The 15,668-nt window shown below is 68.8% G+C and carries 18 protein-coding genes; 12 read left to right on the forward strand and 6 right to left on the reverse strand.

What is annotated here, in order from left to right:
- Positions 1-81 precede the first annotated feature (81 nt).
- Both ACFXIV_RS43330 and ACFXIV_RS43335 read left to right on the forward strand, forming a co-directional pair.
- The gene (locus ACFXIV_RS43330) at positions 82-477 is read left to right on the forward strand and encodes a hypothetical protein (protein ID WP_379402781.1); all 396 of its coding nucleotides are present in this window, start codon (positions 82-84) and stop codon (positions 475-477) included.
- 40 nt (positions 478-517) lie between these two features.
- Positions 518-694: a DUF1737 domain-containing protein gene (locus ACFXIV_RS43335; RefSeq protein ID WP_379402782.1), complete on the forward strand. Its 177-nt coding sequence runs from the start codon at positions 518-520 to the stop codon at positions 692-694.
- Here the strand turns inward: ACFXIV_RS43335 and ACFXIV_RS43340 are convergent.
- Positions 657-1,574, reverse strand: a complete 918-nt coding sequence (locus ACFXIV_RS43340; RefSeq protein ID WP_379402783.1) for a helix-turn-helix domain-containing protein — start codon at positions 1,572-1,574, stop codon at positions 657-659. The genes ACFXIV_RS43335 and ACFXIV_RS43340 overlap by 38 nt on opposite strands.
- Positions 1,575-1,672: 98 nt before the next feature.
- Here ACFXIV_RS43340 and ACFXIV_RS43345 point away from each other — a divergent pair, with 98 nt between their 5' ends.
- The 8 genes from ACFXIV_RS43345 (at position 1,673) to ACFXIV_RS43380 (ending at position 8,482) form a co-directional block, all read left to right on the forward strand.
- Positions 1,673-2,887 (forward strand): DUF445 domain-containing protein, encoded by a 1,215-nt coding sequence (locus ACFXIV_RS43345; protein ID WP_379402784.1) that lies wholly within the window; start codon positions 1,673-1,675, stop codon positions 2,885-2,887.
- 217 nt (positions 2,888-3,104) lie between these two features.
- Entirely contained in the window at positions 3,105-4,526 is a 1,422-nt protein-coding gene (locus tag ACFXIV_RS43350; RefSeq protein WP_379402785.1) for a short-chain fatty acyl-CoA regulator family protein, read from the forward strand.
- 340 nt (positions 4,527-4,866) lie between these two features.
- On the forward strand, positions 4,867-5,259 hold the full coding sequence (locus tag ACFXIV_RS43355; protein ID WP_379386812.1) for a hypothetical protein: 393 nt from the start codon (positions 4,867-4,869) through the stop codon (positions 5,257-5,259).
- Positions 5,249-6,157 (forward strand): hypothetical protein, encoded by a 909-nt coding sequence (locus tag ACFXIV_RS43360; RefSeq protein ID WP_379402787.1) that lies wholly within the window; start codon positions 5,249-5,251, stop codon positions 6,155-6,157. Before ACFXIV_RS43355 ends, ACFXIV_RS43360 begins: the two co-directional genes overlap by 11 nt.
- Positions 6,158-6,295: 138 nt before the next feature.
- Positions 6,296-6,718 carry a roadblock/LC7 domain-containing protein gene (locus tag ACFXIV_RS43365; protein ID WP_379402788.1) on the forward strand — a complete coding sequence of 141 codons (423 nt, stop codon included), beginning with the start codon at positions 6,296-6,298 and terminating at the stop codon, positions 6,716-6,718.
- 24 nt (positions 6,719-6,742) lie between these two features.
- On the forward strand, positions 6,743-7,114 hold the full coding sequence (locus tag ACFXIV_RS43370; protein WP_379364596.1) for a hypothetical protein: 372 nt from the start codon (positions 6,743-6,745) through the stop codon (positions 7,112-7,114).
- 323 nt (positions 7,115-7,437) lie between these two features.
- The gene (locus ACFXIV_RS43375; RefSeq protein ID WP_379386818.1) at positions 7,438-7,659 is read left to right on the forward strand and encodes a DUF397 domain-containing protein; all 222 of its coding nucleotides are present in this window, start codon (positions 7,438-7,440) and stop codon (positions 7,657-7,659) included.
- Between the two features lie 97 nt (positions 7,660-7,756).
- A complete protein-coding gene (locus tag ACFXIV_RS43380) occupies positions 7,757-8,482 on the forward strand; it encodes a hypothetical protein (RefSeq protein WP_379402789.1) in 726 nt (241 codons plus the stop codon).
- A gap of 4 nt (positions 8,483-8,486) precedes the next feature.
- On the opposite strand, the gene recG is transcribed toward ACFXIV_RS43380, so the two are convergent.
- A complete protein-coding gene (gene recG / locus ACFXIV_RS43385; protein WP_379402790.1) occupies positions 8,487-10,757 on the reverse strand; it encodes an ATP-dependent DNA helicase RecG in 2,271 nt (756 codons plus the stop codon).
- Positions 10,758-12,521: a DAK2 domain-containing protein gene (locus tag ACFXIV_RS43390; protein ID WP_379402791.1), complete on the reverse strand. Its 1,764-nt coding sequence runs from the start codon at positions 12,519-12,521 to the stop codon at positions 10,758-10,760.
- A 300-nt stretch (positions 12,522-12,821) separates the two neighbouring features.
- Here ACFXIV_RS43390 and rpmB point away from each other — a divergent pair, with 300 nt between their 5' ends.
- Entirely contained in the window at positions 12,822-13,013 is a 192-nt protein-coding gene (rpmB, locus tag ACFXIV_RS43395; protein ID WP_011210730.1) for a 50S ribosomal protein L28, read from the forward strand.
- A gap of 73 nt (positions 13,014-13,086) precedes the next feature.
- Positions 13,087-13,623, forward strand: a complete 537-nt coding sequence (locus ACFXIV_RS43400) for a GNAT family N-acetyltransferase (RefSeq protein ID WP_379402792.1) — start codon at positions 13,087-13,089, stop codon at positions 13,621-13,623.
- Here ACFXIV_RS43400 and ACFXIV_RS43405 read toward each other — a convergent pair.
- The 3 genes from ACFXIV_RS43405 to ACFXIV_RS43415 are packed head-to-tail and all read right to left on the reverse strand — an operon-like array spanning position 13,607 to position 15,561.
- Positions 13,607-13,867 carry a hypothetical protein gene (locus ACFXIV_RS43405; RefSeq protein ID WP_354837864.1) on the reverse strand — a complete coding sequence of 87 codons (261 nt, stop codon included), beginning with the start codon at positions 13,865-13,867 and terminating at the stop codon, positions 13,607-13,609. The genes ACFXIV_RS43400 and ACFXIV_RS43405 overlap by 17 nt on opposite strands.
- Before the next feature lie 33 nt (positions 13,868-13,900).
- Complete coding sequence (locus ACFXIV_RS43410) at positions 13,901-14,578, reverse strand: uracil-DNA glycosylase (protein ID WP_354837984.1); 678 nt, start codon at positions 14,576-14,578, stop codon at positions 13,901-13,903.
- 47 nt (positions 14,579-14,625) lie between these two features.
- On the reverse strand, positions 14,626-15,561 hold the full coding sequence (locus ACFXIV_RS43415) for a thiamine-phosphate kinase (protein WP_379402793.1): 936 nt from the start codon (positions 15,559-15,561) through the stop codon (positions 14,626-14,628).
- Positions 15,562-15,668 lie beyond the last annotated feature (107 nt).

Raw genomic sequence — 15,668 nt, forward strand, 5'->3', positions numbered from 1 at the left:
GGATGCGGATCGTCCCCGGCAACCCAAATCAGTCCCGGTGCAACGACTTCCGCGCATTCGAACCGGGATCTGTGCACGCGGATGATCGACTTCTTCCACAACACGCTCGGCGTTCCCGAGGTGCAGGTGGCCGAACTCAGCCAGGGCACGATCGACGCTTCGATCGACACCACCGGATCCTGCTACCTGAACCTGCAGCGCCGCGCCCCCTACGTGGCGTGGCTGACGGTCCGCAATATGCACAAGCCGGACCACACCGACCCGATCGGCGCCCGTTACCAGCGCCTGGACGGTTTCGGTGAGGACGTCTGGCGCACCCCGGACGACAGCTACCTCACCCGGGTCGGCACCTGGGAAGGGATGCTGGCGATCGATGACAAGATCGCCACGACGAGCTCGGTCCCGTTGCGGATGACGGACCAGAAGGTCCAGGACACCATCCAATTCCTCATCGCGACCACCCGCGACATGCAATAGCGCCCGCCCCTCCGGAATCCGCCGTCCCTAGGCTGGCGTCATGACCGAGCAACCGCGACTGCGCTATCGACTGATCACCGGGCCCGACGACGCGACCTTCTGCGAGCGGATCAGCGCACTGCTGGACGAGGGGTATCGATTGCACGGATCACCGGCGGTGACATTCGACGGCACCGCGGTCATCGCCGCGCAGGCGGTGGTGTGGGGCGATGACTGACGGGCTCGAGCCCGTCGCCGATGCGGCGGGCGGCCGCGGACAATTCCGTGAGGTAGTGGCGGCGTTCGGTGCGGGTGACGTCCTCGCGCAGGGGGCCGATCTGTAATTCCATGGCCGCGTGGCCGCCGCCGTCGAAAACCGGGGCACTCATATAACTGAGCGGCAGTGTCGCGTCGCTGTCGAAGGTCTGCTGGTCGTAGGCGCTGCCGCCGAAGGTCGCCAGCTGCGCCAGCACCTTGCCCTGCAGGTCCGTGTTTCCCGGATGTTCGGCGAGGTGGTCGGCGACCTCGGAGAGCACCCGGACTCCGGGGAGGCTGTCGCGTTCCAGCCGCCAGGCACAGTAGCCTGCGGTACGGAGGGTATCGAGGACGGCGCGATATTCGTCACGTCGCTCGGCCCCGCGGGTGTCGATCCAATCCCGTTGGCGGGCCGCGCCGGTGTGGGCGATGATCGCGGCCCCGGCCGGCGCGAGCAGCGGAATCCGTACGCCGGACTCCATTCCCACGGTGAGGCGGTCGCGGGTGACGGCGACGAACTTCAGATGGCCGCCGCTGAGCGCGGTCAGCGCCGCACCACAGTCGACGCGATCGGCCAGCCGCGCCAATTCCCGGTCCAGCCAGGCGCGATCGCGCTGCCCCAGCGCGGCGCGCGCCCCGACCGCGGCGAGCCGCTCGCCGAGTTCATAGCGCAGATCGGGCCGCCGGCGCACCCAGCCACCTGCGGCGAGCGCGGCCAGGATCGCTCCGGTGGTGGAGCGGTTCAGGTCCAGGCTGTCGGCGATCTCGGCGGAGGTGAGCGAGTCGTCCTGGGCGGCCAGCAGTTCCACGATGGCGATGACGCGCTGGGTGGGCGGTGAGCTCTCGGTCTTGCCAGTGGGCACGCGGGTCTCCTAGCCTGAGCCGCAGCACAAATAGCCGTACGGCTGAATACGAATAATTGCACCGAGGAGCAGGGCATGGCAACCACCGGGGTGAAGGGTTGATCGCGGATTTCGCCGACCACTGGCTGCTGTACTGCTCCATCCCGCTCGTCGCCGCCCTCATCGGCTGGGTGACCAAGATCGTCGCCGTGCAGATGCTGATGTACCCGCTCGAATTCAAGGGCATCCCACCGTGGCTGGGCTGGCAGGGCGTCATTCCACGCTCCGCGCCGCGCATGGCGACCATCGCGGTGGATCTCATGTTCGGCAAGCTCATCGATCCGCAGGACATCATCGCCCGCATCGATGTCGCCGAGCTGACCACGCGGCTGCGCGAACCTCTCGACGCCGGTGTCGATTACATGGTCCGCGCCATGATGATGAAGCATCAGCCCCGGCTCTGGGTGAACATGCCCGACGCCGCCCAGCGCGCCATCATCGAACGCGCGCAACGGGATCTGCCGCAGCTGATCGAGGACATCGTCTACGACCTGCGCACCAATATCGACCAGGTGATGGATCTGCGCGGCATGGCCATCAGCGCGCTGGTGGACGACAAGTCGCTGCTGGTGGAGATGGTGCGCCGGGTGGGCCGCAACGAGCTGCGCTTCATCGTGCGCTCGGGCCTGATCTTCGGCACGGTGCTGGGCTTCGTGCAGATGATCACCTGGGCGCTCACCCACTCCCCGCTGCTCATGCCTGCTTTCGGCGGTTTCACCGGATTGATCACCGACTGGCTGGCGTTGCAGATGATCTTCCGTCCGATCCGTCCGGTCGGTATTGGACCGGTCAAGTGGCAGGGCCTGTTCCACAAGCGCCGAGAGCAGGTCTGCACCGACTACGGCGATCTCATCGCCACCGAGATCCTCACTCCCGCACGCATTCTCGAGGCCGTCCTCAATGGCGAGCGTGCCGACCGATTGGCATCTCTCCTGAGCCGGCACGTCAGCGAGTTCCTCGAACTGCAGACCGGCCCGGCCCGCCCGCTCATGATGATGCTCGCGCGCGACAGCTACACCGCCCTGGAACGCGATGCGGTCACCTTCGTGCTCGATCACGTCAAGGCCGCGGCGCACTCCGGTTTCGATCAGCACGCCATCGAGGCGCTGGATGTGCGCAACCTCGTCATCGAGAAGACGAAGCAACTCACCGACGACGAGTACGAGGGCCTGCTGCGCCCGGCCTTCAAACAGGACGAATGGAAGCTGGTGGCCATCGGCGCGGTGCTCGGGTTCCTGGTCGGCGAACTCCAGGTTCACCTGATTCTGGGGTGAGCCCGCTGATTTCGGCGTGCATTCCGGACCTCGTTCCCCCTCGGCGGCGTCGGGTTGGTCGTACGATGGGGACTCGCGCACAAAACCGCTCGTAGCACCGAATTCGCATGCTACGCAGGCCGTCCGCCATGGCGAAGTGCCACGCAGGGTCGGCGAAGTTGCGGCGAGTCTCCTCAAATTGCGATGTTTGCGAAGCCGAATCGGTACCATCCTGCACGTGCGCAAGATGTATGCGGGCGCCCGACTACGGCGGTTGCGCGAGGAACGGCGGATGACCCAGGCGGCCTTGGCCAAATCCCTGGACCTGTCGCCCAGCTACCTCAACCAGCTCGAGCGTGATCAGCGGCCGCTCACCATTCCGGTGCTGCTGAAACTGAATTCCACCTTCGACCTCGATGTGCAGTTCTTCGCCGCGGACTCCGACGCGCGGCTGGTCTCGGACCTGCACGAGATCCTGGTGGAGGCCGCGGGCGGCAATGCCGCGCCGGTGGCCGAGGTCGAGGACCTGGCCACCCGCATGCCCGAGGTCGCGAAAATCGTTGTGGCCATGCACCGCCGACTACGTGCCGCGACCGACCAGTTGGATCTCTTGTCCTCCAAGGTCGCCACCCCCACCGGCGCACCCGGCGTCCCCATGCCCTACGAGGACGTGCGCGACTTCTTCTACGATCACCACAATCACATCGCCCAGCTGGATCTCGCGGCCGAGCGGCTGTTCGAGGAGAGCGGGCTCACCATCGGCTCCCTCGACCGGCAGCTGGCCCGGGTCGCGGAGGAACGCGCCGGGGTCACCGTGCTGGTCCGCGGCGACGGCGCCGATCCGAACATCCCCAAGCGCCACTACGAACCCGAGACCCGCACCCTCACCCTGGCCCGGCGGCTGCGGCCCGGGCAGCGGGCCTTCCAGATCGCCACCACCCTGGCCTTCCTGCTGCACGGCGGCCTGCTCGACGAGGTTCTCGACGAAAGTCCCGCGCTCACCGGCGAATCCCGCACCCTGGCCCGGATCGGGCTGGCCAACTACTTCGCCGGCGCGCTCATCCTGCCGTACAGCAAGTTCCTGCGCTCGGCCGAGGAGCTGCACTACGACATCGACCTGCTGAGCCTGCGTTTCGAGGTCGGCTTCGAGACCATCTGCCATCGGCTCAGCACCCTGCAGCGGCAGGGCCAGCGCGGGGTGCCGTTCTTCCTGATCCGCACCGACCGCGCGGGCAATATCTCGAAACGCCAGTCCGCCACCGCCTTCCACTTCTCCCGGGTGGGTGGCAGCTGCCCGCTGTGGGTGGTGCACGAGGCGTTCAACCATCCCGGCCGCATGCTGTCCCAGATCGCCGCCATGCCCGACGGGCGGCGCTACCTGTGGGTGGCCCGCACCACCGCGCCCACCCCGACCGGATTCGGCACGGCCGGAAAGGAATTCGCCATCGGGCTGGGCTGCGACATCGAATACGCCGACCGGCTGGTGTATTCGCGCAGCCTGGAGCTGGACGATCCGGCCGCCGCCGCGCCCATCGGCGCGGGCTGCAAGGTGTGCGAGCGCCCCGGCTGCGCCCAGCGCGCCTTCCCGCAGATCGGGCGGCCGCTGGCGATCAGCGAGCACACCAGTTCGGATCTGCCGTATCCCCGTATCCCCCGCTGAGATTCCCGCATACCTCGCCGAGCGCCCGCCCGGCTACCGCCGAGTTCCCCTGTAGCACCGCGCCTTCCGACGCTCTCGGCGGGCAGGTGTCCGTCGCGCACCCATCGTCGCTGGTGAAAGCCCTGACGCCGCTCAGCTACTCCCTTATCCATTGTGGATATCCACTCCGCCCCATGGAATTAAATACCAAAAGGTATTGAATACTGTCTAGTATTGTTTATTTCGGACCCGGGAGAATGGTGAGTCACCTGGATTAATCCGGCGTTTGCCGCCCATCACGAGCAGATCATGTGTAGCGTCTGGATTTGCTGGAAGTCTCTCCTGAAAAAACGGTGGCGCAGTGGTCGGTATCGATGGATGCCTCAAACGCATCATGGACATTCCCGGTGCATGCAGCGTAACCCTGGTAGACGGCGCGAGCGGCCTGGCCATTGCCGCGGCGGGGCGCCACGATGTGGTCGATCAACACGAAGATGCCGCTGCCGCAACCGATGTCGTGCGCTCCGTGCTCACCTCCCCGGCACTCGTCACCGGCCGCGCCGGCGACGACATCACCGAGATCATCGTCTGCGGAACCCAGGGATATCACCTGCTGAATTTGATCGACGGCGATTTCGACGGACGGCTTTTCGTGCACATCCTCTTCGATGGTGACACCGGCAATCTCGCCATGGCGCGATACCAGCTGCGGGCAATTCTCGCCGAATTTGCCGAGGACGATCATGGACAGTGAACTCGTCCTCGAACTACGGCGGCTGGAGCAGCAATGCGGCACCGGCGCACTCACCGTGGGCGACGGCGCATTTCATCTCGTCGAGGGCGCGATCGTGGCCGCCGAATGCCGGCGCACCACCGGGCTGGACCGGATGGCGGTGGCGGCCGGGCTGACCGATACCGAGGGCTGGCGGCGCGCCCGCGCGGCCGCGGCCGGTGGGCCACGGCCGGGCCCGGCCGACGGGCTACTGACGAGCCCTCGCCTGGAAACCCTTGCGCTGCTGTCGGTCTTCGACGCCGCCTACATGTTGCTGGCCGCGTCGGCGCCGCTGGAATTCCGGGCCGGGCCGCCACACTGGCTGGCCGCCGCCTGCCGCATCACCCCGGGCGCGCTCCTGCACGAATGCGCCCGGCGCGGCGACCCGGCCACGGGCGAGTGGCCGGTGGAACTGGTCGACCGGGTCGCCGTGGTGCCGGTGCGGCGGGTCCGGCGGCGGCGCGTCGTGCTCACCGGCGGCCAGGCCGAGGTGCTCGCCGCCGTCGACGCCCGGCACAGCATCACCGCCATCGCCGAGGACCTGGGCCGCACCACCTACGGCTGCCTGCTCGCGGTCCGCGAGCTCACCGCGGCCGGACTGATCGAGCCGCCCGTCGTGGTCACCCTCGCCGACCACATCGGCCTGCCGGCCCCGCCCGACGCCGGCGGCCGCCCCGATCCCGGTGACCGCACCGGCGCGCGCCACCGCGCCGCGGAACCGGCCGTCCCGGCCCAGCCCGCAAGCGCGGCAGCCGATTCCATGCCCCCGCTGCGCCGCCGCATCCGGCAGGCCGCGGCGGTCACCGTCCCCGACCGCTGGGAGCCGCCCGACCGGGACGTGCTCATACGACTGCGGGCAGCACTGGAGGAACTGGCATGACCGCGGCCGGTGCACCCGGTGGGACACAACGGGCACAACCGCTCGGCGAACGGATAGGGAGGCGGCCTTGGAGGAGCACGCGTGACCGCGCGGAAGAGGCGGCTCGGTGAATTGATAGGAAGGTTGACCAAAGTGGCGATGTCCGGCCCAGAACCGAACACGCAGGTACTCAACGAGCTGAAGTCGCTGCGAGACCGGGTGCCGCAGCTGACGGGCACACTGGTGGCGTCCACCGACGGGCTGCTCATCGCCCACGATCTGCCCGCGCACATCGAGCCCGCGGGCATGGCCGCGCTCACCGCCGCCCAGCTCTCGCTCTCCCACCGGCTGTCCGCCACCGCGCACGGCGGCGGCTTCCACGAGGTGGTGGTGCGCGGCGAAACCGGGGACGTGGTGATCTACGCGGTCGGCTGGACCGCCTCACTCACCGTGCTCGCCGGTCCGGGCGCGAATATCGGCCGCCTGCACCTGGAATCGCGGCCCACCGCCCGCGCCATCGCCGACCACCTCGCGGCGGTGACCGGGGAGGCCGACCCCATCCAGACCCTCAACCCCAAGTGATAACACCGATTGAAAGGAAAACCCATGTCCAACATGGATATCGCACTGAAGGACATGATGGTGATCGACGGCGCCATCGGCGCGGCCGTGGTCGACTACAACAGCGGCATGGCGCTCGGCATGCTCGGCAGCTCCAAGGCGCTGGATCTCCAGGTCGCCGCGGCCGGCAATACCGAGGTGGTCAGAGCCAAGATGCGCACCATCGATCAACTGGGCATCAAAGAGGACATCGAGGACATCCTCATCACGCTCAGCGGCCAGTACCACGTCATCCGGCCGATGACCGGCCGTAAATCCAAGGGCCTGTTCCTCTATCTCGCCCTGGACCGCGGCCGCGCCAACCTGGCCATGGCCCGGCACCGCCTCAAGGGCATCGAGGAGGACCTCGAAGTGTGAGAATCCGCCCGGCAGCATCCCTGTTCGCCCGTACGGACGGCATCGCCGAATTCCGTGCGGGCGAACATGTCTGTACCCGTGGCGGGCCGTCGATCTTGAATCCCCATGACGGGTCACCGATTTGCAATCGATCGGGCGCGCACCCAGCGACTACCCGGTAGTGTGAACACCGTCGAACAATCGGTCATCCGGCCGTCTCCGGACCCCGTGTTCGCATTCGTTCAGCCGATGCCAGACGGCGCTGTCCCGCATCGTGGACCCCGGCTGCTCTTCCTCGCCTCGCGTCCGACCCGACCTGTGAAAGGACGAAAGGAACCGCCCCCATGATCACCCAGGCAGATCTGCCCGCAGGACTCCAACTGCGGACGAGCGCGGCCGGCGGCCCCCATGGCAGCTGCGTCCAGGTCGGCTACTGGCCCGGCCGCGGCATCGTGGTCGCGCACAGCAAGGAAGGCAGCAACGGCGCGGTGCTGCTCTTCACGGTCCGGGAGTGGGAAGCCTTCATCCAGGGCGTGAAGGCCGACGAATTCCCCGCCGCCGGCTGACTTTCCGGACGCGCCGCGCCCACCCGTCCGCCATCGTTACCCGAGACCGGCCGGTCCCGCGGAATGCGACGGCGGGGGTGGGAACGGGTTAGGTTCGGTGGCTGTGGCGTTCGAATACCGGATTGGCGACATCCTCGAGCTGTCCTGTCCGTTCACCGCGGCGCGGGTAACCGAGGTGACGGCGAACGACATCTTCGTCGAATGGCCGTGGTGGGCCGTGGATCCGGCGAGCGACGGAGTGCGGTGGAACGGCGTGGTGGCGGTCGCGGCCGGGCCGGACACGCCCGGATGGGAACGGGAAGTGTTCCGGATCCAGCCCGCCGCCGGGGAACTCGCTGCCGAGGCCGACTGCCGCATCGGGATTCCGCCGACCGTCGTCCACGTCGTCGCTGTGCGGCACTTCGATCCGCCGCGCGTGACGGGGTGGCTGCCGCGGCCGCGGCGGGAGGTCGTCTACCTGCGCGCGGGACAGTCCTTCGATCCGGAGCTCGACGATCAGGGCGCCGCGTTCGACCCCGACGACGATATCCCCCGGCGCGTCGAATTACGGTTCCGCCCATACGCCTTCCTGGAGATCGGCGACGAGGTCGCCGACGCCGGCGGGCGCGCGTGGCGCTTCGGCGGACCCTGGACCTGGCAACCGTTCGACGGTACCGAACCCGGCCGGCCCACCTGGCCGCTGCTGCTGCTCACCCGCGACGGCGACAGCGATGACGCGGCCGCGGTCGACGTCACCGAGGCCACGCTCGCGGGTTCGCACGACGAAGAACTCGCCCGGTGGAACGAACTGGCGCAGCTGACCCCGGAGCCCACGGACGGCTGAGCCGTCAGGACTTGGCCAGATACTCCAGGCGTTCGCCGTCCACGGCCGCGCGCATCATGCTCGCCAGGCCGGGATGGTTCCGCAGGCCCGGATCGGACTCGACGATCTCACGCGCCAGCTGCTGTGCGGCCGTGATGACTTCGAGGTCGTCGAGCAGCGACAGCAGGCGCAGGCTGCGGGCCGTGCCCGACTGCGCCGAGCCCAGCACATCGCCCTCGCGGCGCTGCCGCAGATCCAGCACCGCCAGTTCGAAGCCGTCGGTGGTGCCGGCGACCGCCTCCAACCGGGCCATGGCCGTTCCCATCGGATTGGTCTCGGTGATGAGCAGGCACAGGCCCGCATGCTTGCCCCGGCCGACGCGGCCGCGCAGCTGATGCAGCTGGCTCACGCCGAAACGATCCGCGTCCACGATCACCATGACCGTGGCATTCGGGACGTCGACACCGACCTCGACCACCGTGGTGCACACCAGCACGTCGATCTCGGCGTCATTGAAGGCGCGCATGACGCGATCCTTCTCATCGGCCGGCAGCCGACCGTGCAGCAGGCCCACCCGCAGCTCCTTGAAGGCCCCGGAGCCGAGCATCTCGTACATGTCGACCGCCGAGTGGGTGGTCGGCCCCTCCTTCTCCTCCTCGGCTTTCGCCTTGCGGCCCTTGCCCTTTCCGTTCTCCTCCTCGTCGCCGATGCGCGAGCACACCACATAGGCCTGACGCCCCTGCGCCACCTCCTCGCCGATGCGCTCCCACGCCCGATCCACCCACGCCGGTTTCACCTTGGCGGGAACGACTTTCGAGGTGATCGGGGAACGGCCGCGCGGAAGCTGGGTCAGCACCGAGGTTTCCAGATCGCCCAGCGTGGTCATGGCGATGGTGCGCGGAATCGGGGTGGCCGTCATGACCAGCAGGTGCGGGCTGGCGGCGTCCTTGGCCTTGGCGCGCAGGGCATCCCGCTGCTCCACGCCGAAACGATGCTGCTCGTCGACCACCACCATGCCCAGATCGAAGAACTCCACATTGTCCTGGATCAGGGCGTGCGTGCCGATCACCAGGCCCGCCTCGCCGGTGACCGCGTCCAGCAGGGCAGCCTTCTTCTGGCCCGCCGACATGGAGCCGGTCACCAGCACCACCTTGGTGGCCTGGTCGGCCGCGCCCAGCTCCCCCGCGTTCCCGAGATCGCCGAGCATCTTCGTCAAGGACCGATAGTGCTGCGCCGCAAGGACTTCCGTCGGCGCGAGCAGCGCGCACTGCTGGCCGTTGTCCACCACCTGCAGCATGGCGTGCAGAGCCACGATGGTCTTGCCGGAACCCACCTCACCCTGGAGCAGCCGGTGCATGGGATGGCTGCGCGACAGGTCGGCGGAGATCTCGTCGATGACCGTGCGCTGCCCCTCGGTCAGCTCGAACGGCAGCCGCTTGTCGAAGGCGGCCGCAATGCCGTCGGTGCGCGGCGGGCACGACTTGGCCGCCCGGCCCTCCACCTGATGGCGGCGCTCGGCCAGCACCAGCTGCAGGGCCATCGCCTCGTCGAAACGCAAACGGCCGCGGGCGGCTTCGATATCGGCCTTGTGCTCGGGTAGGTGGATCAGGCGCAGCGCGTCGGAGACCGGCAACAGCGCGTGCTCGGTCCGCAGCGCTTCCGGCAGCGGATCGTCGATGGGGTCGAGCTGGTCGAGCACCTGGCGGATGCAGCGCAGCAGATCCCAGCTCTGCACCTTGGCGGTCGACGGGTACACCGGGATGAATTCGCGCTCGAAGAACGAGACGTCCACTCCCCCTGCGCCTTTCGCGCTCTGCGCCAGGCCGCGCAGCGCGCCGCCGCCGCGCACGGTGGTGAGGCTCTCGATCGACCCGTCACCCTTTTCCGGCAGGATCAGATAGTCCGGGTGCGAGAGGTTCCAGCGGTCGGGCCGCCACCAGTGCACGGTGCCCGACATCATGGCCCGCACACCCTCTTTCACCAGATAGCGCACCTTGTCGCCATTGAAGAAGGTGATCTCCACCGGGCGGGCGCCGCCGGTGTCCAGGTTCACCTTGAGCAGGCTGCCGCGCCGGTTCTTCATGGGCCGCAGCTCGGTCTTGGTGACCCGGCCCATCACCGTGATGTGCTGGCCCTCCTCGGGCGCCTCCTCGGTGAGCGGCTGCCCCTGGGTGGCGTAGCGCAGCGGATAGTGCCGCAGCAGGTCCTCCACCGTCTGCATGTCGAAGTGCTCCTGCAGCCCCTCGGCCGCCTTCACCCCGAGCACGTGGTCGAGCCGATCCGCCAGTGTCGCCATCTATTCCACCCCGATCTGCACCAGGTCACCGGCCTGCCCGCCCGGGTACACCACCACTTCCACACCCGGGAAACCCGCGGCCACATGCCCGGCCAGATCAGCGGAAAGCCATTCCGGCGCATCGCATCCGATGAGCACGGTCACCAATTCCCCGCCCAGCCCGAGCATCCGGTCCAGCAGCGTGCGCCCCGCCGCCCGCACATCCGGATCGATCACCACCACATCGTGGCCCACCAGGCCGAGTCCGTCCCCCGCCTCGCACATCCCCACCATGGTCAGCGCCCGCTCCGGCGCCATTCGCAAAGCCCCCCACCGTGTCCCGGCCGCCGCCTCCGACATGGCGAAGGCGTCGTCCGCCGCGGCCCGCCCCGTATCGTGCATGGCCAGCGCCGCCAGCCCCTGCACCATCGACCCGCACGGCAGCATCAGCACCTCGCGCTGCCCGTCCCGCGCCGCCACACTCACCGCCACCAGCTCGTGCGCGGGCAGTGCCCCGTTCGGCAGCACCAGTACCTCCCGCTGCCGGACCGCGCGAATCGCTTCGAGGAGCACGTCCGCCGTCACCTCGCCCTCCAGCACCACGGCGCCCGCGTCCTCGAACAGCCGCACCGCGCCCGCCCCGGTCGCCACCGCCAGAATCGCCCGATCCGTCCCGCCGGGGGGATGGGTGGACACGGTCAGCGTCTCGATGCGAATCCCGCTCAGCGCCCCCGTCTCGAGCCCGGCCTCGACCGCCGCCCCCGCATCGGCGCAGTGCACGTGCGCCGACCAGGTCTGCGACCCGTCACCCACGACGACCACCGAATCCCCCAGCGTGCCGAGCCGATCCCGCAGGGCGGCGATCCGCTCCTCGTCGGTCCCGCGCACCAGGAACATGACCTCGTAGTGCGGCGCGGCCACCCCCGCTCGGCCGAACGAGCCACTCGCAGCCGAATTCGCTACCACGACAACCGAATTCGACGCCGCTCCGGCAGCTGTCCCCGGCCCCGCGCCCGGAGCGTCGGCGTCGAGCTCGCCCGTGGCGCTCACCCTGTGCTGTTCCGGTGCACCGCGCCGGTAAGCCGGTCGCGCCGGCGCGCTACCCCCGGCCGCTGCCACCAATTCGTCCAGCAGTACCAGCAATCCGCGCGCCCCGGCGTCCACCACCCCGGCCTCGCGCAGCACCCCCAGTTGGGTGGGCGTCTCCCCCAACGCCTTGGCCGCTCCATCGGCCGCCGCCAGCGCCACCGCGACCAGATCCCGCTCCGAACAGTCGGCGGCCCGCTCGGCAGCCCGCTCCAGCACCGTGAGCATGGTCCCCTCGACCGGCGAACTCAGCGCCTCCCGTACCAGCCGCGCGGCCTGCCGCAACGCCACCCGCAGCGCCTGTTCCGTCAGCGGCCCGGCGGCCACCGCGTCCGCTATCCCGCGTAGCACCTGGGACAGGATGATCCCCGAGTTGCCCCGCGCTCCGATGGTCGCCGCTCTGGCCATGGCCGTGGCAACCGCCCGAGCGGACAGCTCCGGCTCGTTCGTGCGCACCGCCGGCTCGTTCGTGCGCACCTCTGGCTCGTTCGTGCGTACTGCCTCGGCACCGCTGACGGCTGCCCGCATGGTGCTGAGCAGATTGGTGCCGGTGTCGGAGTCGGCGACGGGGAAGACATTGAGGGCGTTGATCTCGTCCCGGTGGCGTTCCAGGGCGGTCAGGGCGAGCCGGCCCCACCTCAGCAGGGCAGTTCCATCCAGGCCCTCGTGACCGTCGAACGCGTCCGCTACCCCGGGCACCGTCACCGTCCTCTCGCGTCGTGGAATCCCGGCCGCCAGCCTAGTCGGGGCAACCGACACCACGCCGCCACCTGGCATTCGTACGCCGCATACGAAACCGTGCCCGGGGGCTGATTGGACACGCCCGGGCGGGGTTGGCTACTCTTGTGCGGTTGCCTCACGCAGGCACGTTCCTGCCCTCTCAGGTATCGGCCCGCGTTCACCAGCGATTTGCTGGTAGGTACGTCCAAGACATTAGGCTTTCGGACACGCTGTACACCGTGCAGCGCGTCCCACTATGACATGAAGGAGCTCGCGACTATGGCTGCCGTCTGTGACGTCTGCGCCAAGGGCCCCGGCTTCGGTAAGTCGGTTTCGCACTCGCACCGGCGCACCAACCGTCGCTGGAACCCGAACATCCAGACCGTGCGCGCCCAGGTTGCCCCCGGCAACACCCGCCGCATGAACGTCTGCACCTCCTGCTTGAAGGCGGGCAAGGTCGTTCGCGGCTGAATCAGCTTTTCCACAGAAGCCCCGGCACCCAGAATTGGGTGATCCGGGGCTTTTGTCTGCAGTGGGAGGACGCATGAGCGAATGGCGGGTGGTCCCGCTCGGGGCCGAGCACGCCCACAGTCTCGGCGCCTGCCACGTTGCCTGCTGGCGTGAGGCGTATCAGGGCCTGATCCCTCAGCACGTGCTGGACGCCTTCGATGTGGATCGGCGCGCCGCGGCCTGGGACCGGGTCCGGGTGAAGTATCCGGGGCACGTGTGGGTCGCCGTCGTCGACGACACCGTCGTCGGATTCGCGGCCGCCGGCCCCGCGGCCGAGGAGAACTCGCCCACGCCACGGGAACTCAATGCCATGTACGTGCGTGCCGCCTACTACGGCACCGGCCTCGCCGACGAGCTGATGCGCACGGTGCTGTCGGACGACGCCGACACCTCACTCTGGGTGTTCGAGGAGAACCCCCGCGCGCAGGCCTTCTACAAGAAGTACGGCTTCGAACCCGACGGGGAACGCCGAGTCGAAGCCTTCAGTCCCGCAATCCAAGTGCGGATGGTGCGCCGGGCGCCGCGCGACGAGGACCGGCGCCCGACGCCCGGGATCACGCCGCGCCGTTGATGCAGTCCACCTGCTGGCTGATCGACTGCACCACGCACGCCAGGCGCGAGGTCACGTTCGACGACAGGCCGCTCACGCTGTTGGTGTCGAGCAGGCTGCCGACCGGGGTGACCGTGGTGGTCTTCACATCGGGGACGTACGGGTCCAGCGTCAACGGCTCGGCGTTCGCGGCGGCCGGGGCCGCGGCCAGCGCCGCGCCCGCGGCCAGCGCGACGAAAACACCACGGGCAGTCTTCTTCTGCATACACATGCTCCTGAATCAGGTAACGGATCAGCGCTACGGCAGACGCCAGTCCACCGGCGCGGCCCCTAGGGTACCCAGCAATTCGTTCGTTCGGGAGAAAGGCCGAGAACCGAAGAATCCTCGCGAAGCCGACAGCGGTGAGGGATGGGCGGATTCGATGTACGGAGTGCTGCCCAGCATGGGCTTCAATGTCGAGGCGTCGCGGCCCCACAGAATCGCCACCAGCGGCTGGTCCCGGGCCACGAGCGCGCGAATTGCCTGCTCGGTCACCGCTTCCCAGCCCTTGCCGCGATGCGAGGCCGGCTGGCCCGGCTGCACGGTCAGCACTCGGTTCAGCATCAGCACCCCCTGATCGCACCACGGCGACAGATCACCGTTGGACGGCGTCGGGAAGCCGAGATCCTTGGAGTACTCCGAGTAGATGTTCGACAGGCTGCGCGGAATGGGCGAAACATCCGGGGCCACCGAGAAACTCAGCCCCACCGGATGGCCCGGAGTCGGATACGGATCCTGGCCGACGATGAGGACCCGCACCTTGTCGAACGGCCGCTGGAAGGCCCGCAGCACGTTCTCCCCCTTCGGGAGATAGCCACGCCCCTCGGCGTTTTCGGTTCGCAGGAATTCACCCATCGCGGCAATGCGGTCGGTCACCGGCTCGAGGGCCTCGGCCCAGCCCGTATCGATGACTTCCGACAGTGGTTTCGCACCCATGTCGGGAAAACTTATCGTGTCGAGTTTCATCGCGGTACCGGACCCGGCTATGCGAAGGATTCCCAACCGGCCGGTCCGGACCGGAGGGTGCCGTCGACGGTGACGCCCGCGCCTGCGCGGACCTGGCCGATGCGCACCCAGCCCTCCGGCAAATCGTCCGAATCGGCGAAAGTCGCTGCGAATGCGTGATCCTCGCCGCCCGCCAGAATCCAGTCGAGGGGGTCGTCGCCCAGCGCCTTCCCCACCGCCTCCAGACCGGGATCGGTCAGCGTCGCCGCCGCCAGATCGATGGCCACACCGGAGGATTCGGCGATATGCCCGAGATCAGCGAGCAGCCCGTCCGACACATCGGTCAGCGCGGTGATCTCCGCGGTGTCCGGCAGCTCCAGCACCGCCTCGTACGGCGGCCGCGGAACCCGGTGCGCGGCAACCGCGTCCGCGAACTCGGCGGCGTCGGCCCCGGCCGTCAGCACCGCCAGCCCCGCGGCCGACCAGCCCAGCCGCCCGGCCACCGCCACCACATCGCCCGGCCGCGCCCCCGACAGTTTGATGGGCGCGCGGCGCGGATCGCCGAACGCCGTCACCGAAATGATCAGCAGCGGGCTGCGGACCATGTCGCCACCCGCGATGGATGCCCCGGCCCGACCGGCCTCGGCCCACAGGCCGTCCGCCAGCGCACGCATGAATTCGACCGGGGTGTCCGACGGGCAGCCCAGGCCCACCACGAAGGCGCTGGGCACCGCGCCCATGGCGACCACGTCCGCGGCGTTCTGGGCAATGGCCTTGCGGCCGATATCGTGCGCGCTCGACCAGTCGGTGCGGAAGTGCCGGTCCTGCACCAGCATGTCGGTGGTCACCACGAACCGCCCCTCGGGCGCGGCGATCACCGCCGCGTCGTCACCCGGACCGAGCAGCACCCCCGGCGTCTGCGTCCGCCCCTGGTTCACCAGCGCGATGAGCCCGAATTCCCCGAGCTCGCCCACGGTGCGGGCGGCCGGAACAGACTGCGGCCTGCTGCTGGCGGTGATGGCGGTCTCCTTCGGGACGAGTGTGATGCGGACGCCTGACCGCTCGACGGTACCCTCGAACC

Source organism: Nocardia sp. NPDC059236 (assembly GCF_042754085.1).
GTDB lineage: Bacteria > Actinomycetota > Actinomycetes > Mycobacteriales > Mycobacteriaceae > Nocardia.